The sequence below is a fragment of the Streptomyces sp. RLA131 genome, from assembly GCF_056270125.1.
In genome coordinates, this window is the sequence record NZ_JBWDOQ010000002.1 from 746,945 (window position 1) to 768,387 (window position 21,443).

A 21,443-nucleotide genomic window follows, 5' to 3' on the forward strand; every position below is an offset into this window, starting at 1 on the left:
CCACCCGTGCCTGCCATCAAAAAGGATGACACTTGCTCAACAATAAACACCAGACGGCAACAGATGGTCGACGAATCGATCCTTCTAGATGCCCTAACGGTCTTAAACCGCCAAGTCGTTGGGTAGGTCATTCGCACATCCACTACAGCGCCGGGTCGCCGCCATGCCCAGTGGGCGTGACGGGCCTGCGGGGAGGCCGTCGACAGTGGACCTCGTGACCGTTTCCGAACTGGCAGCCGCCCTGCGCCGGGCAGGCCCGGACCAGTGGCGCGGCCTGCACGACCTGCTGGCCGACCGGGGACCGGGCGAGGACGCCCCTAGAAGACTGCTGAAAATCTTGTCGAGGGGCTGTCCGGCCGCAGGCCGGGCGGCCCTTTTGCTATGCGGTGGCTGGGGTGAGATGCCAGGTGTTGCTCGTCCGGGTGAGTCCCAGGTTGATCAGTCGGCGGAGGTTGAGGGCGGCGGCGCGGTGGTGGAGCCAGATGTTGTTGGCGATGACGCCGCGGTAGGGAACCCGGCGGTTGCCCTTGGCGACGAGCCAGGCGATGGCGCGTTCGACGGGTGGCCGCCATCGGCGGTATTCGTCCTTCCAGACGGGGTCGGTGGCGGCCTGGGCCCGGGCGGCGGCCAGCAGTTCGTACTGGGGGTGGACGTTGAGGGTGCGTCCGGTCTTGGAGGTGGTGCAACGCGTCCGCAGCGGGCAGTCGGCGCACACACCCTTGAACTGGGCGGTGCGGGCGCCGTCGGGTTTGATCTGGCCGAGGTTGGCGGTGTTTCCGGCCGGGCAGGTCGCGGTGCCTGCGGTCAGGCCGATACGGAAGTCGTCGACGGTGAACCCGCCGGGGACTGCCTGCCGCAACGGCGGCGGCTTGATCACCAGGGTGTGGCCGTCGGCCTGCAGTTGCGCGCGCAGGTCGCCGGTGCCGTAGGCGGAATCGCCGAGCACGGTTAACTCCGCGCCCTCTTCCTCGTCGGCCAGCAGACCGGCGGCGACGGCGGCCTCGTGGTTGTCGGGGCCGTAGCCGCTGGTCAGGGCGACGGCGGTGAACAGCCCGGTCTCCGGCTCGAAGGACGCATGCCCTTTGAAGCCGTCCTGGTGACGGGTGCGGTTTTTGTGGATGTGCCGCGCGTCGGGGTCAACGGTGGACACCGTCCGGTCCGCCACCGTGCGCTTGGCGATGCGCCAGCGCCCGTCGCGTCCGTCGGAGTCCTCGGCGGGTTCCACGTCCTGCCCGGCGACCAGGGCCAGCAGGCCGACCGCGTTCGCCGCCTTCTCCCCCAGGTTCTGCTCGGGCAGGTGCCCGAGCAGGTTGAGGGCGTCGGTGACCAGCGCGTCGACCAGCGCGGCGCGGGCCCTCTCGTCGTCCCAGGCGATCCTCGGCTTGCCCGGGTCGGTGTAGTCGTGTGCCCGGCAGTGCCCCGCGGCCACCTCGTCGGCGCCGGGGACCTCGCGGATCACCCGGCGGATCGCGGAGATGATCTGGGTGACGGTGTCCTGGGTGGCCACCGCGTCATCGAGCACGGTGGAGTCCAGCGCGCGCCGCTGTTTGCCCTTGAGCACGCCGGTCGCGGCCACGACTTCCCTGACCTTGGTGAAGATCCGCATCGGATCGGCCGAATGACGCAAGCGGCGCCGGAAGTACGTCAGCAGCGACGGATCGAACGCGGTGTCGTACAGCCCGAGCCCGCAAGCCGCCTTCCACCGCAGGTCACACCGCAGTTCCTGGACCGTCTCGAAGTCCGACAGCCCCTGCAGGCTCTGCAGCACCACCGTCGCGGCCAGCACCTGCGGCGGCAGACTCGGACGGCCATTGGACGACGGATACATGTCCGCGAACATCCCCGGCGGGAACAGCACCTCACGATGCTCGGCCAGGAACGCGAACACACTCCCCACCGGGATCAACTCCCGGCACGTCTCCCACACATCCGGCCCGACCATCTCCCCGGCCCACTCACCCTGCATGCCTACAAGACTGGCCCCGACTCCACCGAGCCGGGGCCAGAACATGAGATTTTCAGCAGTCTTCTAGCCGGCCTCCGGCCGAGTTCGTGACCCAGGAGCCACCCCAGGACTCGGCGGCGCGTCACGCACTCGCCGAGCTGCTGATCCGCCGGGCCCAGGAATCCGCGGTTCTCCTCCGAGCACTACGGATGTGGATCACCATGACCGGCAGGCCGCACACGGCTGCCGAGGGCCAGGTCAACTCGGTCAGCGGCCGGACACACATCAAGGGCCCCAGTATCCAGGCACGCGACATCAACGGCGGCATCCACTTCCACGACGCCGGCCGCGACGCGCCCCGGATGCCCGTCCCCCGCCAACTACTGCCCACACCGCCACACTTCACGGGCCGCGAGGACGACACCGCCACGCTGCAGGAACTCCGCAGCAGCAGCCTGGTCGTGGTCACCGGTCTGGCGGGGGTGGGAAAGACAGCACTGGTCACCCGATGGCTTCACAGCCTCGGTGACGAATTCCCCGACGGGCAGCTGTACGCGGACCTGCGCGGCCACACCCCCGGTAGCCCCGCACACCCGGGCGAGATTCTGGGGCGGTTTCTGCGCGCCTACGGGGTGACGGAGGTGCCGGCACATCTTGATGAGCAAGCCGCCCTGTGGCGCTCGGTCTCCGCCGGCCGACGCGTCACGGTGATGCTCGACAACGCCCTGAGCGCCGCCCAGGTACGCCCGCTGCTGCCCGGCGCGGCACCCGACAGCCTGGTCGCGGTGACCAGCCGAAACCGGCTGCCCGGACTCGGCGTCGACGGCGCGGCCTTCCACCACCTGCGTGTCCTGACCACCGGCGCGGCCGTCGAACTGCTGACCCGGCGCGTCGGCGGCGACCGGGTGGACCGCGAGCCGGAGGCGGCCCGGACGGTGGTGTCGCTGTGCTCCCGACTGCCGCTGGCGGTCTGCCTGGCCGGGGCCCAGCTGGCCGCGCGCCCCCGGCAGCCGGTCTCGGCCATGGCAGGTGCGCTGGGCCGCGACGACGCCCGTCTCGCGACCCTGGAAGTGGAGGGAGACAGGGCGGTCGAAGTGGCCCTCAACGAGTCGTACGCCGGGCTGAGTTCAGAACTGGCCCGGGGCTACCGCCACTTGGGCCTGCCACCGGTGACGGTGTTCACCGCCCCGATCGCCGCCGCTGCCTGCGCGGTGTCACTCGACTCGGCCGACCAGCTCCTGGACGAGCTCACGGAGAAGAACCTGATGGAGGATCTGGCACCCGAGAGCCACACCGGGCACGGCCGCTACCGTTTCCACGATCTGGTCCGACTGCACGCCAGCCGGCTGGCCGCCAGCATGGATGCCCCCGGCGACCGGCGGGACACCGTACGCCGCGTCGTGGACCTGCTGCTGGAGCGCGCGACCGCGGCGGAGGCGGTACTGTCGCCCAGCCACCGCACCCTGAGCCGCGACTACTCCTTCCCGCCGCACAATCCCACCGTGTTCGCCGGTGAGCGTGACGCCCTGGACTGGCTGGACGCGGAACGGTCGCACCTGATGGCCGCCCTGCGCACCGCCGCCGAACAGGGCTGGGATGCCACCGCATGGCAGCTCGCCGATGCCATGTGGCCGCTCTTCCTCCGTCTTCGGCCCTACGACTTGTGGATCGAGGCGCACGAGATCGGCCTCGCCGCGGCCCGCCGCGCAGGTGACCCGGCGGCCGAGAGCCGGATGCTCACCAGCGGCGGAGCGGGCCTGCGCAACGCCGGACGGCACGACGAAGCCGTACGGTGGTTCGCACAAGCCCTGGGGTGCGCCCGGCGCGACAACGACCGCCGTGCGCAGGCCCAGGCACTGCACGGACTCGGCCAGTCGCACCGGCTGGCCGGCCGGCTGGGGACAGCACTGCCCCACTTCGCGGACGCCCTCCGATTGCGCGAGGCCATCGGATACCGGCGCGGGGCTGCCCTGACCCGGCTGGCCATGGGGGACATCGCCCTGGCCACGGGCCGCCCGGACGACGCACTCCGGCTTCTGGACCAGGCACGCACCGCGCTGCTGGCCGAGGCCGACGGTTACGACGCGGCACGCGCACTGGCCTATCTGGCGCAGGCACACGCACGCGCCGGCCACGGCCACGCCACCGCCGAGGAGATGCTCCGGCAGGCGGCGGACGAATTCACAACGGCAGGCTCGGTCCACTGGCAGGCGCGCACCAGGGAATTCCTCGGCGACCTCGCCCTGGAGCGCGGCGAGGCCGCCACCGCCAGGCACTGGTTCGAAGAGTCCCTGGAGCTGTACGAGCCCGTCAGCGCCGAAGACACCCGGCGCCTGCGGGGCCGGCTACGAGAACTGACCTGAGGAGCGGATCGGGCTGAGCCGGTACCTCCGCCCGAGGAACGCGACCTCGATCGGCTCCGGGCGGCCCGGCGGCGGCCGGACCGCCAGCATCCACGCATGCAGTACGCGGGCGACCGCGGCGAGGTCGCCGGCCCGGACCGGGCCGCCGCCCACCCGGCATACCGTCGCGGCGGGGCCCGTGCGGGTCACCGCCAGACCCCTGCCGCTCCGCGGTTCGCGCACCACGACGATCAGACAGCCCGGGTAGCGCCGCAGCAACTCCCGGGCCCGCCCGGACCGGCCGGCCCCGTACAGCACATCCCCGCACGCCGTGAGCGCCTCGTCCGCGCACCGGTCGACATCGACGCAGACGCAGTCGCCGTCCGTGCGCGGTAACCGGTCCCCGACCGCCCCGGGGGCCTCCATGGCACTCATACCCGGGTCTGCGGGCAACCGCCCAGGTGCGGACCGTCCAGCGGATCGGGCAGGGGCACGGGATCGGTCTCCGGGAAGTACGCGGGCTCCCCGAGTCCCAGCAGCCGGTACATCAGCCGGCGCATGTTCCGGTTGAAGCGGCCGGGCTCCGAGGAGATCCGTCGCGCGATCCCCGCGTACGCCTCCGCCGGATACTCGGCCGCCGCGTACGCGAGCTGCTCCCGTAGCGGGTACGAAGGCGACAGTGCCGGTGCCACCTGGGCCAGGGCCGCACCGGGCGAGGCGGCGTTGACATCGTCCTCGGGGAAGCGGGCCATCAGGATCGGCGCTCTCGTCAGCGTCGTGTACAGCGTGACCGACCCGTGGTCGCCGATGACCCAGTCGGCGGCGACGAGCGCCGCACGCCAGTCCGCCCAGGGCGGGATCACCGTCACGCCACGCCCGCGGCAGGCCGACAGCCAGGCCCGGACCTGCCAGTCGCCGTGTCCCGCCCACACGTTGGGATGCACCAGGACGGCAACCCGGTACTTACTGCGGGGCAGCTCGGCCAGCATCCTGGGCAGGAGGGCGTCCAGACGGTTGAAGGAAGAGCCCAGCCCCCAGGTGGACGAGAACAGCACCAGTTCCTGCCCGGAACGCAGGCCCTGTGCCCGGCGATAGCGATCCCGCAGCGGCAGACTCGCCGCGATCCGGTCGCGGCACGGATCCCCCACCACCTCGGCCACCGGCAGCGCCTCGGGGCACCATCGTTCCAGCTCCGACAGCTCGTCGTGGTGTGCCAGCGCCAGGGCCTTCGGCACCACGCGGCCGTCCCGCACGAGGTACGGCCGCCCCAGACCGCCGACCGTACGCGGCACACCCGCGGGCGCGTCCGCCACCCGGGACATCTTCATGTGCCCCGCGCCGTGCGGCAGCCGGACCAGTGGCGCACGGACCTGGTCCATGCCCTGCGACCCCGCCGCGAGCGCGAGATCGAAGTCGGTGGACACCGCTTCCTCCCACGGCAGCACGTCGGCACCGATGCTCCGCAGAAAACGCACGGCCCCTCGGTTGAACGCGTGCGGCGCGACTGTGAACGCCGTCTGGATCCGCAGATCCGATGCCAGCAGCGGCAGCAGATCCCCAAGGCGCTGCCCGTAGACCTCCGTGTGCACGATGACCAGGACCTTCTTGCAGCCTGGCAGCGTGAGCCATTGCACCGGCTCCCGCCGCACTTCAGCGACCGACTTCCTCACAGCGGACATCACCGAACCGACACCCCCGTCGTTGCATCTCGGACCCGACTACCGCGGAGGTGCCCCGCCGGCCGGACGGAATCCTTGCCACGGCCTTGACGAAAGCTTGCAGCCGGTTCCGAACTGCGGGTGCGCGGTGCCGCGCCGCTGTCCGCGGTCGGCCGCTTCCGCCTGGAGTCGGCTCGTCGCCCGCCGGCATGTGCGCGACGCCCGCGCCGGGGTTGATGGCGGCTCAGCCGACAGGTGCCTGCTCCTTCAAAAAGGCGACCAGGAGATCGGTGACCTCGGAAGGCCTTTCCATACTGGGCAGATGGCCGGCCCAGGGCAGTTCGACGTGGCGGATGTGCGGGAGCAGGCCGGTCAGCCGGGCGGCTATCTGCTGGAAGGACTCCAGGTCGTGTCCGCCGGAGACGACCAGGCCGGGCGCCCGGATCGTCGACAGGTCGAAGGTGGCCTCGATCGGTTCGAACTCCTCGGTCGCGGCCAGTTGTACGTCGAAGGCATGCCGCTGCATCACCCGCACCGCCTCCCGGACGGTCTCGTCGGCGTCAGGGCCCAACCAGGTGTCGACATTGAGTTCCACCGCTGCGGCGATGTCCCCGGCCTCGATCAGCGCATCCTCCCGCCGGCCGAACGAGCGCAGTTCGGCGGTGGGTTCGAGCCCTGGCATCCCGGGGCACAGCAGCGCCAGCGCGGTCACCCGGTCCGGCAGTCGCGCGGCGATCTCCAGGGCGACCCGCCCACCGTACGAGGATCCGGCCAGTACCGCCCGCTCGATGCCGAGGGCGTCGAGCAACTCCCGTACATCGTCGGCGTCCCGGTAGGACCGGTCCGCGACGGGGGTGCCGCCGTGGCCCCGGAAGTCGCAGCGCACCAGCCGGTATCCGGCATCGATCAGATCCGTCCACTGGGGATCCCACATCCTCCGGTCGCTGACTCCGGAATGCAGCAGAACCACCGTGGGGCCGTCTCCGGCCACGTCATGAGAGAGCGTCATTCCGCTGACCTTACGCAATGGGCGATCGCGGGACCTCCCAATATGCGATGCGGGAAAGGGCAGGGTCGCACGTGGTGAGCCGTCCGGTAGGCACCGTTGCCGGCGATCGTGCTGGGGCCCCTCCCGTTCGGCCTGTCCGCGCGGGCCGTCGGCGCGTCGGAGGGGCCGGCCTCACGGGGCGGTGAACAGCCCCGGGAAGCCGGAGGCGAGCCAGGGCTTCGCGCCCCACGCGAGGACCTTGCCGCGGGCCATGGCCCCGACGGCCGTACGCCGCCCGAGGGCGATCAGCAGGAAGGTCACCGGTTCCGTCAGGATCGAGCAGTCGGGGCGCCGGGGCGGCTCGGGGGTCACTGTGGCCACCCCGTCCGTGAAGGTCACCGCGAACGCGGAGTCGCGGGGCAGGCCGCGCAACCGCAGCGCGTAACAGTTGTTGTGGCCCGCCGCCCGTTCGTTGACCACGCGCGGCATCGCGAGCCGCAGGAAGGGCAGGGTCAGGGCCACCAGTCCGGCGTCGGCCATGTGGGGGCGGCGCAGGGCCAGCGCGATGTCGTACCCGTGGCCCAGCATGTGGGTGAGCAGGTACGAGCCGAAGGTGCCCAGGTCCATCGGGCCCATCGGGGTGACCACGGGCTCGTCCGCCCGGAGGCGGGAGGCGGTGCCCGTGAAGGCCCGCGCGTGACGCACGATCCCCTCGGCCAGCACCTCGGGGGCCCGCTCCGTGAACACCTCCAGCGTCGCGGCGTTGGCGGCGGCCAGGCCCTGCGGAGTGCCGTCCCCGTACGGCTGCGGGCGGCCGGCCGCCACACCGGCCATCAGCTCGTTGGCCAGGCACAGGTGGGCCGCGGCCTCCCCCACGGTCCATTCGGCGCCGGGTATGCGCACCCCGGGATCCGGGCAGTCGCGCAGCAGGGCGGCGATGCGGTCGGCGACGGTCTCGATCGCGTCGGGCAGCCCGGTGTGTACGGAGACGTTCATGGTCGAGAAGGCTGTACGACGATCGCCCGGATGTCCAGGGTCCGGACGCGACACACGCCGCGGCGCGGGAGGCCCGGTCAGGAGGGGCCGGTCAGGGGCCGGTCAGGGGCCGGTCAGGAGGGCCCGGTCAGCAGGGCCCGGTCAGGAGACCTTGAGCACGATCTTCCCCCGGCGGTGCTCCCGCTCCAGCGCCGCGTACGCCGCCGCGGTCTCCGCCAGGGGTACCACCCGGTCGACGCTCGGCCGCAGCCGTCCTGCCCGGACCAGGGCCGTCAGCTCCTCCAGCCCGGCGCGGTCGGGCTCGACCACGAAGAACACGCCGCGGGCCGTCGACGGCTGCTCCTGCCCGGGCGGGGAGACGATGCTCACCAGCACGCCTCCGGACCGCAGCACCTGCCACGACCGCCGCTGGGTGTCGCCACCGACGGTGTCGAAGACCAGGTCCACGTCCTTGAGATGGTCCTCGAAGCGATCAGCCGCGTAGTCCAGCACCTCCGGGGCGCCCAGCTCCCGTACGAAGCCGGCGTCCCGGGCGGCGGCGGTGGCGGTCACCGTCGCGCCGAGGGCCGCCGCGATCTGCACCACGAAGGAACCCACTCCGCCGGCTCCGCCGTGGACGAGGACATGGTCGCCCGAGCGCAGACCGCCATGGCGCAGCAGGCCCTGCCAGGCCGTCAGACCGGCCAGCGGGAGGGCCGCCGCCTCGTCATGGCTCAGCCCCGGCGGTTTCAGGGCGAGCACCGCCTCGGGTACGACGGTGTATTCGGCGGCCGCCCCGTCCAGCAGGAAGGGGATCAGTCCGTACACCTCGTCCCCCACGGTCCGGCCCGAGGTCGCCGGGCCGAGGCCGGCGACGACACCCGAGACCTCCTTGGACGGGATGACGGGCACACGCGGCTCGCCGCCGCCGTCGAACCGGTCGGTCCAGGTCGCGTCCCAGGCGAGCTCCCCGGAGGTGATCGACGCCGACCGCACCTCGACCAGCAGTTCGCCCTCCCCCGGAACCGGGCGCGGGGCGATCTCGAGGACGAGTTGTCCGGGGCCACCGCGCCGGTGTCCCCGCACTGCGCGCATCGTGTCACCCATGATTGCCTCCCGTACGGGTGCGGCCGGGCCCACACCGACGATACGGGCTTCCCGTCCCCGCCGCAGCGGCGCGAGTGCCCCGCCGAGCCGTCCCGCAGGCGGCCCCGGCGACCGGCCGAGACCGCGTCTACGGGTGGCGAAGGCCGAGCCGGTGCGCCCAGGCCGAGATGGCCGCGGCGATCAGAACAGGCTGGTCCTCCGGGGTGTGGTGTCCCGCGACGGCTTCGAAGTGTTCGATCTCCAGGGCGGCGATGTTCTCCGCGCACCACGCGATGATGCCCTCGTGCATCATCGCTCCCGGCCCGGGTTGGAAGGTGAGCAGCAGTTTCGGCACGTCCGTGCTGGCCTTCAGCCACCGGTCGTACGCCTCGATCCTGGCCACGACGTCGGCCGGCTCACCGCCCAGCGGCATCGAGCGCGGCCACTGCAGGAGCGGCAGTCTGCTCTCACGGGTCGGGTACGGCTTGCGGTAGACGTCGAGGTCGCCCTGTGTGAGCGCCGTGGCGACGGTGCCGGGCAGGGCCTGCTCGATGAAGGCGTTCTCGTCGAGGATCATGGCCTCGCCGACGCCGGCGGCCTTGATCGCCTGGAACAGCTGTCGGCCGCCTTCGGGGAACTCCTCCCAGGCCATCGGCTTGACGATGGTCTCGGTGAACGCGATGCCGCGCACCCGGTGCGGGTGGCGCGCGGCCCAGTCGAAGGCCAGGGCGCCGCCCCAGTCGTGCCCGACGAGTATCACGTCCCGAAGATCGAGCGCGTCGAACCAGGCGTCCAGATAGCGGGCGTGGTCGGCGAAGGTGTAGCCGATATCGGGTTTGCCCGACTCGCCCATGCCGATGAGGTCGGGGGCCAGCAGCCGTCCGGGTCCTACCGCCGGCATGACGTCCCGCCACAGGTACGACGAGGTCGGATTGCCGTGCAGGAAGACGACCGGCACTCCGGTGCCGGACTCCCGGTGGTGCATGGTCGAGTCGAGGATGTGCTGAACGGGCATGTTCCAGTCCTTTACCGGAGGTTGAGCCGTGTGATGCGGCCGACCGCGATCTCGATGACCACGAGGCCGGGCGGTGTGGGCGGCGGTGCTCCGTAGCGCGCGGTGCGGCGGCGGGCGCCTTCGGCCGGCCGCCCGGGTTCGTCGCGCACGGCGTGCCGTCGGGGCGCAGGGTGGTGAGGGTGGCCGGGTGCGGCCGGGTGAGAAATTCGCCGGCCGGTGCGGTCACCGGAAGGCCGCGGAGTTCCGTTCGGCCCAGGCGGTGAAGGTGCCGGGCGCCCGGCCCAGGACGCGTTCGGCGTCGGGGCTCACTCGCTGTTCGTCCTCGGTGGGCCGGCCCAGGATGGCCAGGGTCGCGGCGGCGACGGGCGGTGGCATGAACCGGGTCATCTGTGCGTGGGCCTCCTCGGGGGACTGTTCGTCGAAGTGGACGGGTTCGCCGATGGCGGCGGCGATGGCGGCCGCCCGCTGGCGTGGGGTGGTGGCTTCGGGGCCGGTGAGGGTGTAGGTGGCGCCCGGGTGGGTGTTCTGGCGCAGGACGGTGGCGGCGACCGCGGCCACGTCCTCGGGGTCGACGAAGGGCAGGGCGACGTCGGCGAACGGCGCCGCGGCCCGGCGTCGGGCGCGGATCGACTCGGCCCAGGCGAAGGTGTTGGTGGCCATGCCGCCCGACCGCAGGACCGTCCAGTCGAGCCCGGACTCCTCGACGGCCGCCTCGAACAGGACGGGGTGCCGGTATTCCCGCGGGCGGGTTCCCGCGCCCTGCGAGGACAGCAGTACGACCTTGCGGATCCCGGCGGTCTTCGCCATCTCCAGGACGGTGCGCGGTTCCTCGCCCGCGACCAGCAGGAACAGTGCCCGGGCCCCGTCGAAGGCGTCGCGCAGGCCGGCCGGTTCGGCCAGGTCGGCGGCCACCGCCCGCACTCCGGGCGGTACGTCGGCGTCGGTGATGTGCCGGGCCACGGCCGTGACCGGCACGTGTGCCTGGGTGAGTGTCCGTACCAGCGCCCGGCCGACGTTGCCGGTCGCACCTGTCACCACGATCATGTCGGTCTCCTCGTTCATGGGTGGGTGAGGAGTTAGTTAGTTGACTGACTAACTCGCTTGAATGCGACGCTACCACGCTCCGCCCAGCGGTTGTCTATAGTTAGTCAGGTGACTGACTCAAAGGATTCCCGGCATCCCCGGACCCCCCGGACCCCCGCCACCGGCAAACGGCAGCGCCTGACGGCCGCCACCGCCCGGATCCTGCACGAGCAGGGCGTGGAACGCACCACCATCGCCGACATCGCCCGCGCCGCAGACGTCCCCACGGGCAACGTCTACTACTACTTCAAGACCAAGGACGACCTGGTCCAGGCCGCCCTCGACGAACACACCACGCACCTCAAGGCCCTCACCGCCGGCCTCGACCAGCTCCCGGACCCCCGCGAACGCCTGAAAGGGCTCGTGGACGCATGGGCCGGCCAACGCGACACCACCGCCCGTTACGGCTGCCCCACCGGCACCCTCGCCGCCGAACTCGACAAACGACACGACGGCGGCCTCGACCTCGCGGCAGGCAACGTCATCCGCCGTCTCCTGATCTGGGTCGAAGAGCAGTACCGCCAGCTGGGCGCAGCCGAGCCCGAGGACCTCGCGCTCGCACTCGTCGGCGCCTACCAGGGCATGTCCCTGCTCACCAACGCCCTGCGCGACCCGGACATCATGACCCGCGGAGCGCGCCGGCTCATCCGTGATCTCGACAACCCGGCACTCAGTTGACCGGCCAGGCCCGCCCGGCCGCCCAGCCGCCGAAGCGCTGCCAGCCGATCCCGGGAAAGTCGCGCCGCAGCCCGTCCACGTCCACATCGAGGCCGACCTCGGTGAAGTAGCGGAACATCGCGGCGAGATCGGCCGAGAACGCCTCGACCTGGGCGATCGGCAGCCGCTCGAAGACGATCGGCCTGCCGCACACGCCGGTCAGCGCCTCCGCGATCTCCGGGCAGGTCAGCTCGTCGGAGGCGATGTCGATGCGCCGGCCCGCGAACTCCTCGGGCCGCGCGAGCACATGGGCGGCGAAGGCGCCGATGTCCCGCGCGGGAATCAGTGTCAGCGGCCGGTCGGCCGGCATCGGCAGGACGAACCGGCCTTCGCGCAGCCCTTCGAGCGACCACTCGACCGTGTAGTTGTCCATGAACGCGGCCGGGCCGAGGACCGTCCACGGCACACCCAGCCCGCGCAGGTGGCGCTCGATGCGGTACTTGCTGTCGAAGTGCGGGATGCCGGTGTCCCGGTCGGCGTGCGCGGCCGAGGTGAACACGATGTGCCGCACTCCGCGAGCCGCCTCCAGCAGGTCGATGCCCTGCCGGACCTCGGTCTCCAGGTCGGTGCCGAACGGCGTGGACATCGCGAACAGGGCGCCCGCGCCTTTCAGGGCGGCTTCCAGCGACTCACGGTCGTCGAAGTCGGCCGCGCACACCTCCGCGCCGAGCGCCCGCAGCGCGTGGGCCGCGGGCGAGTCGGGAGTGCGGGTCAACGCGCGGACCTCAAAGCCCTGGTCGAGCAGCGAGCGGGCGGCCGCGCCGCCCTGTGCGCCGGTCGCTCCGGCGACGGCCACCACGGGCCGGTAGGATTGCTTCGTCATGCGGCTACTGTACGACACAGTCACTGCGCCGCGCAGATATTAAAAAAGGGTGCCCATTGCTGATCGACGATCTCCAGCAGGAGTCCCGCCGCTACCTGGCCTCGTACGTGATGTTCAACCAGGCGGTCGCGGACCACCTCAAGCTGCACCCCACCGACGTCCAGTGCCTCAACCTGCTGACCGCCGAACCGGGCCCGTTCACCACCGGCCGGATCGCCGAACTCACCGGCCTGACCAGCGGCTCGGCGACCCGACTGGTCGACCGCCTGGAGAAGGCCGGCTACGTGGTCCGGCACCGCGACAACGCCGACCGCCGCCGGGTTCTGGTGGAGCCCGTCCCGGAAGCGATGCGGGACATCACGGAGCTGTGGGCCGAACTGGGCAAGGGATGGCGGGAGATGTTCGCCGGCTACACCGAGGACGAACTCGGCCTGCTGCACCGGCACATGCAGCGCACCGTCGAGCTCTCCCGCCGGCAGATCGCCCACCTGCGCGACAAGCACTGACGGACGGGGCCCGGCCCGTCGGCAGTGACGGGCGCGGGCGGACCGTTCAAGGGCTCCCACCTCCGCGGGGCTCCGGCGATGCCGAGTACCGGCTGCCGCCACCATGCCCGCAAACCGCGCCAAGGCAGTCCGCACCCGCCCATCCACCGGCCTGACGCGTGCGGAAATGCCGCTTGCGCAGTCCTGATCGCTGGCATACGCGACAGGCGAGGGTCGCCGGCGCCTTCCCGAACCGCATTTGCGGGTTTCCAGTGCCGGATCGTTGCGCTTGTGCGATGTGCGGGAGCGGACTGAGTTCGCTTACGCGGTACTAAGATCAGCTCATGCGCACGTGCCGCACGGCCGACTCGGTCGTGGAGGGATCGTGAACCCGCGCTCCCGTGCGCGGCAGATTGGGGAGAGACCTGTGATGACCCGTTCCGCGCGCCCCCGGACCCTGCGGCTGGCCGTCGGGGGCACTGCGGTGGTGCTGACGCTCAGTGCGTGCTCGTCCTCGGACTCCGATTCGTCCTCGTCCTCGCCGGCCTCGGCCTCGTCGTCGAAGCTCTCCGGGACGGTGACCGTGTTCGCGGCCGCGTCGTTGAAGGAGAGCTTCACCGCCCTGGGCAAGGAGTTCGAGGCCACCTACCCGGGCACCAAGGTCACGTTCAACTTCGGCGGCAGTGACGTACTGGCGGCGAGCATCACCTCCGGCGCCCCGGCCGACGTGTTCGCCGCCGCGAGCCCCAAGACGATGAAGATCGTCACCGACGCGAAGGACGCCTCGGGTACGCCGGCGACGTTCGTGCGCAACCAGCTGGAGATCGCCACCCTCCCCGGCAACCCGAAGAAGATCTCCTCGCTCAAGGACCTCACGAAGTCCGGCCTGAAGGTCGCGCTGTGCGACAGGACGGTGCCCTGCGGGGCCGCCGCGCAGAACGCGCTCACCGTGTCCGGTCTCAAGCTCACCCCGGTCTCGTACGAGCAGGATGTGAAGTCGGCGCTGACGAAGGTGGAGCTGAAGGAGGTCGACGCGTCCGTGGTGTACAAGACCGATGTGAAGGCCGCCGGTGGCAAGGTGACGGGGGTGGAGTTCCCCGAGTCGGCCAAGGTGATCAACGACTACCCGATCGTCGCGCTCAAGGAGGCGCCCAACCCCGTGGCGGCCAAGGCGTTCATCGCGCTGGTGGAGTCCGCCGAGGGCAAGAAGGTGCTCACCGCCGCAGGGTTCCTCAACCCGTGACGGACCATCCACGGGCCGGGCGGCCCGGCAGGGCCGGGCGGCGGCCGCGACCGGGCGGCGGGCGGGTCCCGCTGCCGTTGCTGCTGCCCGCCCTGGCCGGCCTCGCGTTTCTGCTGCTGCCGCTGGTCGCGCTGCTGGTACGTGCCCCGTGGAGGACCCTGCCCGCTCAGCTGGCCGGTGCCGAGGTCTGGCAGGCGCTGCGGCTGTCGCTGCTGACCGCCACCCTGGCCACCGCGGTGACGCTGGTGCTCGGAGTGCCGCTGGCCTGGCTGCTGGCCCGTACCGAGTTTCCCGGCCGCCGTCTGGTCCGGGCCCTGGTGACGCTGCCGCTGGTACTGCCCCCGGTGGTGGGCGGTGTGGCGCTGCTGCTGGCGCTCGGCCGCAACGGCGTCGTCGGCCGGTGGCTGGACTCCGCGTTCGGGATCACCCTGCCGTTCACCACCGCCGGAGTGGTGGTCGCCGAGGCGTTCGTCGCGATGCCGTTCCTGGTCATCAGCGTCGAGGGCACGCTACGGGCCGCCGACGCGCGGTACGAGGAGGCCGCCGCGACGCTGGGGGCCTCCCGGTTCACCGCGTTCCGGCGGGTCACGCTGCCACTGATCGCGCCGGGCATCGGCGCCGGTGCCGTACTGGCCTGGGCGCGGGCGCTGGGCGAGTTCGGTGCCACGATCACCTTCGCGGGCAACTTCCCCGGCCGCACGCAGACCATGCCGCTGGCCGTATACCTCGCCCTGCAGAGCGACCCGGCGGCGGCGATCGCCCTCAGTCTGGTGCTGCTCGCCGTCTCCATCGCGGTCCTCGCCGGGCTGCGCGACCGCTGGATGGCCGCCGCGTGAAGCGCCCCGGGCCCAACCCCGGGCCCCGCCCGCTGCCCGGTTCCACGACCGGCCGTCCGGAGGACAGCGGCCTGGACGCCCACCTCGTCGTGGAGCGCGGCGCCTTCCGGCTGGACGTGCGCCTGACCGCCGCCCCCGGCGACGTGGTGGCCCTGCTCGGGCCCAACGGCGCCGGCAAGACCACCGCCCTGCGCGCGCTGGCCGGCCTCACCCCGCTCAGCGCGGGCCATCTGCGGCTGGACGGGGCCGCGCTGGACGGCACCCCGCCCGAACGGCGCCCGGTCGGGGTGGTCTTCCAGGACTACCTGCTCTTCCCGCACCTGTCCGCCCTGGACAACGTCGCCTTCGGCCCCCGCTGTCACGGCGTTCCCAGGGCCAGGGCCCGTGCCGAGGCCGCCGTCTGGCTGGACCGGATGGGGCTGGCCGACCACGCCGCCGCCAAGCCCCGGCGGCTGTCCGGCGGCCAGGCCCAGCGGGTCGCCCTGGCCCGCGCCCTGGCCACCGGACCACGGCTGCTGCTGCTGGACGAGCCGCTGGCCGCGCTGGACGCCCGCACCCGCCTCGACATCCGCTCCCGACTGCGCCACCACCTCGCCGACTTCGACGCCGTCGCCGTGCTGGTGACCCACGACCCGCTGGACGCGATGGTCCTGGCCGACCGCCTCGTCGTCGTCGAGGACGGCCGGGTCGTCCAGGAGGGTACTCCGGCCCACATCGCCCGACATCCCCGTACCGACTACATCGCCAGCCTCGTCGGCCTCAACCTGTACCAGGGCCGGGCAGACGGCCACAGCGTGCGGCTGGCCGACGGGCCCGTCCTGACCACCGTGGAGAAACTGACCGGCCCGGTCTTCGTGGCGTTCCCGCCGGCCGCCGTCACCCTGCACCGGGGGCGCCCCGACACCAGCGCCCGTAACGTCCTGCGGGGCGAGATCGCCGGCCTCGAATCGCACGGTGACCAGATCCGGGTCGAACTCACCGGCGAACTCCCCCTCACCGCCGACCTGACCCCCGCCGCCGTCGCCGAACTCAGCCTCCACCCGGGCGCGGCCGTGTGGGCCACCGTCAAGGCCGCCCAGACCCACGCCTACCCGGAGTCAACTTGACCCGGACCTGAAGGACCGGGCTTGGAGGTGGCGCCCGACTGACTGCCGGGTGGGCTCCCCCGTCCCGGGTTCCTCGCCGGATCCCGCTGAAGCCGGCCTCGCACGGCGCTCAGGGCGTGGGCACCTGCCGGGGGGCGCCGGCGCCCTGGTCCGTGGCCGCTGTGCCCTCCGCGCCTGCCGGCTCCTGCCGGTTGAGGGAGAAGTCGCCGGGGCCGCCCATGAAGCGGGACCAGATGCGGGGCGGGAAGACGTTGCCGCGCAGCGAGCCCTTGCCGCCGGTGCCCTGGAGGGGCAGCAGTTCGGGGTGGCCCGACCTGTTGCGGAACAGGGTGATCGCGGTGGACAGGTCGTCGTCGTAGCCCACGAACCAGGCCGACTTGGTCCGGTCGCTCGCCCCGGTGGCCACGGACGCCACGCCGGGAACCACGCTCTGCGTACCGGAGACGGCGGCCACGCCTTGCAGCACCTTGGTGACGACGGCGGCCGTGTCGGACGTCAGGACGCGCCGGGAACCGGGACGGTCGAGGCCGGCCAGGGGCTTGCCGCCCTTGAGGACCCGGGTCACCGAGAACGGCTCGCTGTGCCGGCCGTCGTCCGCGAAGGTGGCGTAGGCGCCGGCCATCCGGATGGCGCTGGGCGTGGAGGTGCCGATGGGGAAGGTCTGCTCCAGGTGCGCCATGCTGCTGCGCAGCAGTCCGGACCGTACGGCGGTGTCCCTGATCCGGGCCCACCCCACCGCCTTGCCGAGCTGGACGTACGGTGCGTGGCCGGAGGTCACCAGGGCGTTCTCCAGGGCCGTGAACGAGGGCACGGCCTCCTTGCCCGCGACCGGCACGCCACGCCGGGAACCGGTCAGCTCCCGCAGATACGCGGCGAGCGCGAAGGGCTTGAACGTGGACCCGACCGGGACGCCGGTGGTGTCGGCGTTGTCGGTGAAGCGCGAGGTGGCGTCGGCGCCCCCGTAGACCGCGACGATGGCGCCGTCCTCGGGCCGTACGCAGGCGGCGCCGACCTGGACGTGGCGGTCGGCGGCACGCCCGTGCGGGTCGAGGCCCTTGGCGGTGACCTCCCCGACGGCCCGGCGCAGCCGCTCCACGGTGTCCTTGTCGAAGGTGGTGCGGATGCGGTAGCCGCCGTGCGCGAGGTCCTGGTCGGTGAGGCCGGTGCTCTTCTTGATGTAGTTGTCGGCGATCGTGACCAGATACCCGGTCTGGCCGGCCAGGCTGGTGGACATCGACACCTTTTTGGGCTCGGGAAAGACCCGGTACCTGGCTCGCTCCGCCGGGGTCATCATGCCGGTCTGGACCTGGCGGTCCAGGATCCAGCGCCAACGGGCCACCGCGCGGCGGTGGTTGGCCGCGCCGGTCGAGGGGTCGAAGCTGTCCGCGCCCTTGAGCAGTGAGGCCATCAGCGCGGCCTGGCTCGGGTCGAGGTCCTTGGCCGGAATGCCGTAGTAGGCGGCCGCCGCGGCCTGGATTCCGTAGCTGCGGCGCCCGAACCAGCTGGAGTTGAGGTATCCCCGCAGGATCTCGTTCTTGCTCTTCCGCCGGTTCACCTTCAGGGCGATGAAGAACTCCCTGAACTTGCGGGTGTAGGTCTGTTCCTGCGACAGGTAGGTGTTCTTCACGTACTGCTGGGTGATGGTCGAGCCGCCCTGGGCCTCCTGGCCGCGGGCCATGTTGACGACCGCCCGCGCCTGGCCGGTCAGGGAGACGCCGGGATCGCTGTAGAAGCTCGCGTTCTCCGCCGCCACCACCGCGTTCCGCACCGAGACGGGGATCGCCGACAGCGGGACGATCTGGCGGTCCACCTCGCCCACGGCGACCATCTGGCTGCCGTCGGCCCAGTAGTAGACATTGGCCTCCTGGCGGGCCGCCGCGTTCTCGTCCGGGATGTCGATCCGGGCGTAGACCACGGCGAACAGCGCGGTGACGCCCCCGGTGAACAGCGTCAGGGCCCCGAGCAGCAGGCGCCATGACGGCAGCCAGCGCCGCAGGCCGGCTCTGCCACGGCGCGGATAGTCGACCAAGCGCCTGCGGCCGTGGCGCGGGGCCTTGCCGGTGCCGGTGCCGACCCCGGTGCCGGTGCCGGTGCCGGCGTCAACGGGCGGCCGGGGCCTGCTCCGGCGGTGACGGAACCGGGCTTTCCTGGAGTTCACATGCTGCACGGTCATGGCCGGTCAGGCTGTGACCACCAGATGACCGGATCCGGCCCGGAGCGTAACGAAACAGTAACGGCCCGATCCCCCGGCCGGGCCCCGAACGACCCGGCCGGGGCTATGTGATCGTCCCGTAACAGTTCCCCGGCCGCCCTCCGTCCGGGGCCTGCGGCACCGGGCTCGTACGGATACTGAGCCCATGCCACGTGTCCTGCTGATCGAAGACGACCGCGCGGTCCGCGAAGGAGTCCAGCTCGCCCTGAAACGGCAGAAGTACGAGGTCGCCGTCGCCTGCACCGGGGAGGACGGACTCGAACAGCTCCGGGCGTTCCGGCCGGACGTCGTGGTGCTCGATCTGATGCTGCCCGGCATGACCGGGCTGGAGGTGTGCCGGCGGATCCGCGTCCACGACCAGGTCCCGATCATCATGGCGACCGCCCGGAGCGACGACCTCGACATCGTGGTCGGACTCGAAGTCGGAGCCGACGACTACGTGGTCAAGCCCGTCCGGGCCCGGGTCCTCGAAGCCCGGATCCGGGCCCTCCTGCGCCGGGTCGGCGGCACCCCCGACAACGGCCCGGCCGTACCCAGACCTGAGACCCACGGCGAACTGACCCTCGACCGGGCCGCGTTGACCGTCGCCCACCGGGGTGCACCGGTCGCCCTCGGTCCCTCCGAACTGCGGCTCCTGCTGACCCTGTCCGCCGCACCCGGCCAGGTGTTCAGCCGGCAGCAACTCCTCGAAGCCGTCTGGGAACACAGCTACCACGGCGACGCCCGGCTGGTGGACGCCTGCGTCAAGCGGCTGCGCACGAAGATGGGCGAACCGCCGGGCAGTCCGCGCTACATACACACCGTGCGCGGCTTCGGCTACCGCTTCCTGCCCGGATGACGGCCCTGCCGCTGCTGCGCGGCCTGCGGGTCCGGCTCGTCGTGGCCTTCGCCCTGGTCGCCGCCGTCGCGGCCCTCACCACCGGCGCGCTGACGTTCCGGGAGGCACGCACCGGTGTCCTCCAGCAGAGCCAGGACACCGTGATCCAGCAGTTCCGCAGCCATGTGGACGGTCTCACCCCCACGCTCGGCTTTCCCCCCGGCCAGGACGAACTGCAGCAGTTCGCCGACCAGGTGGCCCGTGCCGGGCCGTCCGGCAACTGGCGCGTCCTCGCGGTCTATCACGACCTCAGCGTCACCTCGCAACCTCAGGACCCGTTCGCCGAGCTGACGTCCGCCATGCGCACCGCCGTGGGCACCCGCCGCGCCGCCGTCTTCCAGCGGGTGACGACCGACGGGCGCCCCTCGCTCGTCGTGGGCCTGCCCGTCGTCTTCGGCACCGGGGACGGCACGACCAGCCCCTCCGGCCTCGCGGTGTACCTCACCGTCCCCCAGTCCGGCGAACAGGCCTACGTCGACGCCCTGGTCACCGCCGTCGGGCGGGCCACCGTACCCGCCCTCGCGCTGGCCGTACTGCTCGCCCTGCTGGCCGCCCGGGGAGTACTGCGCCCGGTCCGCGAGCTGCGCCGCGCCACCCGCAGCATCGCCCGGGGCCGGCTGGACACCCGGCTCGCCGTCAACGGCTCGGACGAACTGGCCGACCTGTCCCACACCTTCAACGAGACCGCGGCCGCGCTGGAGGAGTCGGTGGCCGAACTGCGGCGCATGGAGGCACGCGCCCGCCGGTTCGCCGCCGATGTGTCGCACGAGCTGCGCACCCCGCTGGCCGCCATGTCCGCCGTCACCGACATCCTCGACGAGGACGCCGCGGGACTCGACCCGGACACCGCCGCCGCCGTACGGCTGATCAGCGAGGAGACCGTGAAGCTGGCCCGCCTGGTGGACGATCTGATGGAGATCTCACGCTTCGACGCGGGCGCGGCCGGCCTCCATCTCGACGAGATCGACCTCGCCGAATCCATGCGCCGCACCCTGGTCTCCCGGGCCTGGCAGGAGAGCGTGGACACCCTTCTCCCCGGGCCCGACGAGGTCCGCGGCCGCGTCGACCCGCGCCGGCTCGATGTGATCGTCGCCAACCTCGTCGCGAACGCCCTCCGCCACGGCGCACCCCCCGTACGGCTGCGCCTGTACGCGTGGGAGCAGCCCGACGGCGGAAGCCTGGCGGTCGTCGAGGTGGCGGACAGCGGACCGGGCATCCCCGCCGACGTCCTGCCTCATGTCTTCGACCGCTTCTACAAGTCGGACACCGCACGGACCCGGACCGAGGGCAGCGGGCTGGGACTCGCCATCGCCGCCGAGAACGTCCGGCTGCACGGCGGCTCCTTCCGCGCGGCCAACCGCCCCGAGGGCGGGGCGGTCTTCACCGTCGTCCTTCCCCTGCGACGGCAAGGCCGGCAGCCCGACGAACCCGAGGAGAACCGGGAATGAAGCACGCCCAGCGCGCGGTCCGGGCGGCGCTGCCGGCCCTGGCCGCCGTCCTGCTCTCCGGCTGCGGCATCCCGTCCACCGGGGTCGTCGAGGCCGGCGACCCCGCGACCGGCCTCCGGCCGCTCACCCTGGTCTACTTCGTCCAGGACGGCGCCCTGATCCCCGTCGCCCGCTCGACCGTCGAACCGGCCGGCGTGGACATGGCCGTGAAGCTCCTGGCCGAGGGCCCGGCCGGGCCGGAACGGCTCGACGGTGTGACGACCGACCTGCCGCTGCCGATCTTCTTCAGGTCGGTGCGCGTACAGGCCACCGGGGTCTCGATCGAGATATCCGGCGACGCCAGGCCGCTGAGCCGCATCGCCGTCCGCCAGCTCGTCTGCACCGCCACCACCGCCCGCCGGATCACCGAACCGCAGGCCGACCCGGCCCAGGTGACCGTGACGGGCCCCGACGGCCGCCGGGTCGACGGATCCGGCATGGACTGCTCCGCCTAGGGCGGCGGCCGAAGTCGCGCTGGGGGCGGCGAACTTCAGCGCCTCCGGCTACCGCTGGGAGCGGCCCCGGTCCGGCGGTCGGTCGAGGACGACACGGCCACCGGACGGAC

19 protein-coding genes are annotated in these 21,443 nt (G+C 72.1%); 9 read left to right on the forward strand and 10 right to left on the reverse strand.

Translation table 11 applies throughout. From position 1 onward, the window contains the following. Positions 1-379: 379 nt before the first annotated feature. Positions 380-1,966 (reverse strand): IS1182 family transposase, encoded by a 1,587-nt coding sequence (locus RWE79_RS04200; RefSeq protein ID WP_475938642.1) that lies wholly within the window; start codon positions 1,964-1,966, stop codon positions 380-382. A gap of 86 nt (positions 1,967-2,052) precedes the next feature. On the opposite strand from RWE79_RS04200, the gene RWE79_RS04205 reads away from it, so the two are divergent. Further along, positions 2,053-4,308: an ATP-binding protein gene (locus RWE79_RS04205; RefSeq protein WP_475938643.1), complete on the forward strand. Its 2,256-nt coding sequence runs from the start codon at positions 2,053-2,055 to the stop codon at positions 4,306-4,308. Here the strand turns inward: RWE79_RS04205 and RWE79_RS04210 are convergent. The 7 genes from RWE79_RS04210 to RWE79_RS04240 all read right to left on the reverse strand — a co-directional run bounded on the left by RWE79_RS04210 (position 4,291) and on the right by RWE79_RS04240 (position 11,053). Then, positions 4,291-4,722, reverse strand: a complete 432-nt coding sequence (locus tag RWE79_RS04210; protein WP_475938644.1) for a hypothetical protein — start codon at positions 4,720-4,722, stop codon at positions 4,291-4,293. The two genes, RWE79_RS04205 and RWE79_RS04210, sit on opposite strands and share 18 nt — an antisense overlap. Next, positions 4,719-5,966, reverse strand: coding sequence for a hypothetical protein (locus tag RWE79_RS04215; RefSeq protein ID WP_475938645.1), 1,248 nt, complete (start codon positions 5,964-5,966; stop codon positions 4,719-4,721). The genes RWE79_RS04210 and RWE79_RS04215 overlap by 4 nt, the downstream gene beginning before the upstream one ends. 223 nt (positions 5,967-6,189) lie before the next feature. Then, positions 6,190-6,954, reverse strand: coding sequence for an alpha/beta fold hydrolase (locus tag RWE79_RS04220; protein WP_475938646.1), 765 nt, complete (start codon positions 6,952-6,954; stop codon positions 6,190-6,192). Positions 6,955-7,125: 171 nt separating this feature from the next. Then, positions 7,126-7,929: a maleylpyruvate isomerase family mycothiol-dependent enzyme gene (locus RWE79_RS04225; protein ID WP_475938647.1), complete on the reverse strand. Its 804-nt coding sequence runs from the start codon at positions 7,927-7,929 to the stop codon at positions 7,126-7,128. 141 nt (positions 7,930-8,070) lie between these two features. Next, positions 8,071-9,015 carry an NADP-dependent oxidoreductase gene (locus RWE79_RS04230; protein WP_475938648.1) on the reverse strand — a complete coding sequence of 315 codons (945 nt, stop codon included), beginning with the start codon at positions 9,013-9,015 and terminating at the stop codon, positions 8,071-8,073. 127 nt (positions 9,016-9,142) lie between these two features. Further along, positions 9,143-10,009, reverse strand: a complete 867-nt coding sequence (locus RWE79_RS04235) for a haloalkane dehalogenase (RefSeq protein ID WP_475938649.1) — start codon at positions 10,007-10,009, stop codon at positions 9,143-9,145. A gap of 222 nt (positions 10,010-10,231) precedes the next feature. Continuing rightward, complete coding sequence (locus RWE79_RS04240) at positions 10,232-11,053, reverse strand: SDR family oxidoreductase (protein ID WP_475945592.1); 822 nt, start codon at positions 11,051-11,053, stop codon at positions 10,232-10,234. A 108-nt stretch (positions 11,054-11,161) separates the two neighbouring features. On the opposite strand from RWE79_RS04240, the gene RWE79_RS04245 reads away from it, so the two are divergent. After that, positions 11,162-11,770: a TetR/AcrR family transcriptional regulator gene (locus RWE79_RS04245; RefSeq protein ID WP_475938650.1), complete on the forward strand. Its 609-nt coding sequence runs from the start codon at positions 11,162-11,164 to the stop codon at positions 11,768-11,770. Here the strand turns inward: RWE79_RS04245 and RWE79_RS04250 are convergent. Next, positions 11,763-12,632, reverse strand: a complete 870-nt coding sequence (locus tag RWE79_RS04250; RefSeq protein ID WP_475938651.1) for an NmrA/HSCARG family protein — start codon at positions 12,630-12,632, stop codon at positions 11,763-11,765. The two genes, RWE79_RS04245 and RWE79_RS04250, sit on opposite strands and share 8 nt — an antisense overlap. A gap of 110 nt (positions 12,633-12,742) precedes the next feature. Between RWE79_RS04250 and RWE79_RS04255 the strand changes: the two genes are divergently transcribed. The 4 genes from RWE79_RS04255 to RWE79_RS04270 all read left to right on the forward strand — a co-directional run bounded on the left by RWE79_RS04255 (position 12,743) and on the right by RWE79_RS04270 (position 16,302). Then, positions 12,743-13,138 carry a MarR family winged helix-turn-helix transcriptional regulator gene (locus RWE79_RS04255; protein WP_475945594.1) on the forward strand — a complete coding sequence of 132 codons (396 nt, stop codon included), beginning with the start codon at positions 12,743-12,745 and terminating at the stop codon, positions 13,136-13,138. Positions 13,139-13,547: 409 nt separating this feature from the next. Further along, a complete protein-coding gene (gene modA / locus RWE79_RS04260) occupies positions 13,548-14,360 on the forward strand; it encodes a molybdate ABC transporter substrate-binding protein (protein ID WP_475938652.1) in 813 nt (270 codons plus the stop codon). After that, a complete protein-coding gene (locus tag RWE79_RS04265) occupies positions 14,357-15,196 on the forward strand; it encodes an ABC transporter permease (RefSeq protein WP_475938653.1) in 840 nt (279 codons plus the stop codon). Before modA ends, RWE79_RS04265 begins: the two co-directional genes overlap by 4 nt. Positions 15,197-15,228: 32 nt before the next feature. Next, entirely contained in the window at positions 15,229-16,302 is a 1,074-nt protein-coding gene (locus RWE79_RS04270) for an ABC transporter ATP-binding protein (RefSeq protein WP_475945596.1), read from the forward strand. Between the two features lie 109 nt (positions 16,303-16,411). Here RWE79_RS04270 and RWE79_RS04275 read toward each other — a convergent pair whose 3' ends face one another. Beyond that, positions 16,412-18,475 carry a transglycosylase domain-containing protein gene (locus RWE79_RS04275; protein ID WP_475938654.1) on the reverse strand — a complete coding sequence of 688 codons (2,064 nt, stop codon included), beginning with the start codon at positions 18,473-18,475 and terminating at the stop codon, positions 16,412-16,414. 184 nt (positions 18,476-18,659) lie between these two features. Here RWE79_RS04275 and RWE79_RS04280 point away from each other — a divergent pair, with 184 nt between their 5' ends. The 3 genes from RWE79_RS04280 to RWE79_RS04290 are packed head-to-tail and all read left to right on the forward strand — an operon-like array spanning position 18,660 to position 21,333. Further along, positions 18,660-19,352, forward strand: a complete 693-nt coding sequence (locus RWE79_RS04280; protein WP_475938655.1) for a response regulator — start codon at positions 18,660-18,662, stop codon at positions 19,350-19,352. Then, positions 19,349-20,839, forward strand: a complete 1,491-nt coding sequence (locus tag RWE79_RS04285) for a sensor histidine kinase (protein ID WP_475938656.1) — start codon at positions 19,349-19,351, stop codon at positions 20,837-20,839. The genes RWE79_RS04280 and RWE79_RS04285 overlap by 4 nt, the downstream gene beginning before the upstream one ends. Further along, a complete protein-coding gene (locus tag RWE79_RS04290; protein ID WP_475938657.1) occupies positions 20,836-21,333 on the forward strand; it encodes a hypothetical protein in 498 nt (165 codons plus the stop codon). Before RWE79_RS04285 ends, RWE79_RS04290 begins: the two co-directional genes overlap by 4 nt. The last annotated feature ends 110 nt before the right edge of the window (positions 21,334-21,443 follow it).

Excerpts from the sequence above, each read along its gene's own strand:
- RWE79_RS04200 (WP_475938642.1), bottom strand. The coding sequence starts at position 1,966 with ATGCAGGGTGAGTGGGCCGGGGAGATGGTCGGGCCGGATGTGTGGGAG.
- RWE79_RS04210 (WP_475938644.1), bottom strand. The coding sequence starts at position 4,722 with ATGAGTGCCATGGAGGCCCCCGGGGCGGTCGGGGACCGGTTACCGCGC.
- RWE79_RS04215 (WP_475938645.1), bottom strand. The coding sequence starts at position 5,966 with ATGTCCGCTGTGAGGAAGTCGGTCGCTGAAGTGCGGCGGGAGCCGGTG.
- RWE79_RS04220 (WP_475938646.1), bottom strand. The coding sequence starts at position 6,954 with ATGACGCTCTCTCATGACGTGGCCGGAGACGGCCCCACGGTGGTTCTG.
- RWE79_RS04225 (WP_475938647.1), bottom strand. The coding sequence starts at position 7,929 with ATGAACGTCTCCGTACACACCGGGCTGCCCGACGCGATCGAGACCGTC.
- RWE79_RS04230 (WP_475938648.1), bottom strand. The coding sequence starts at position 9,015 with ATGGGTGACACGATGCGCGCAGTGCGGGGACACCGGCGCGGTGGCCCC.
- RWE79_RS04235 (WP_475938649.1), bottom strand. The coding sequence starts at position 10,009 with ATGCCCGTTCAGCACATCCTCGACTCGACCATGCACCACCGGGAGTCC.
- RWE79_RS04240 (WP_475945592.1), bottom strand. The coding sequence starts at position 11,053 with ATGATCGTGGTGACAGGTGCGACCGGCAACGTCGGCCGGGCGCTGGTA.
- RWE79_RS04250 (WP_475938651.1), bottom strand. The coding sequence starts at position 12,632 with ATGACGAAGCAATCCTACCGGCCCGTGGTGGCCGTCGCCGGAGCGACC.
- RWE79_RS04255 (WP_475945594.1), top strand. The coding sequence starts at position 12,743 with ATGTTCAACCAGGCGGTCGCGGACCACCTCAAGCTGCACCCCACCGAC.
- modA (WP_475938652.1), top strand. The coding sequence starts at position 13,548 with ATGACCCGTTCCGCGCGCCCCCGGACCCTGCGGCTGGCCGTCGGGGGC.
- RWE79_RS04275 (WP_475938654.1), bottom strand. The coding sequence starts at position 18,475 with ATGACCGTGCAGCATGTGAACTCCAGGAAAGCCCGGTTCCGTCACCGC.
- RWE79_RS04280 (WP_475938655.1), top strand. The coding sequence starts at position 18,660 with ATGCCACGTGTCCTGCTGATCGAAGACGACCGCGCGGTCCGCGAAGGA.
- RWE79_RS04285 (WP_475938656.1), top strand. The coding sequence starts at position 19,349 with ATGACGGCCCTGCCGCTGCTGCGCGGCCTGCGGGTCCGGCTCGTCGTG.
- RWE79_RS04290 (WP_475938657.1), top strand. The coding sequence starts at position 20,836 with ATGAAGCACGCCCAGCGCGCGGTCCGGGCGGCGCTGCCGGCCCTGGCC.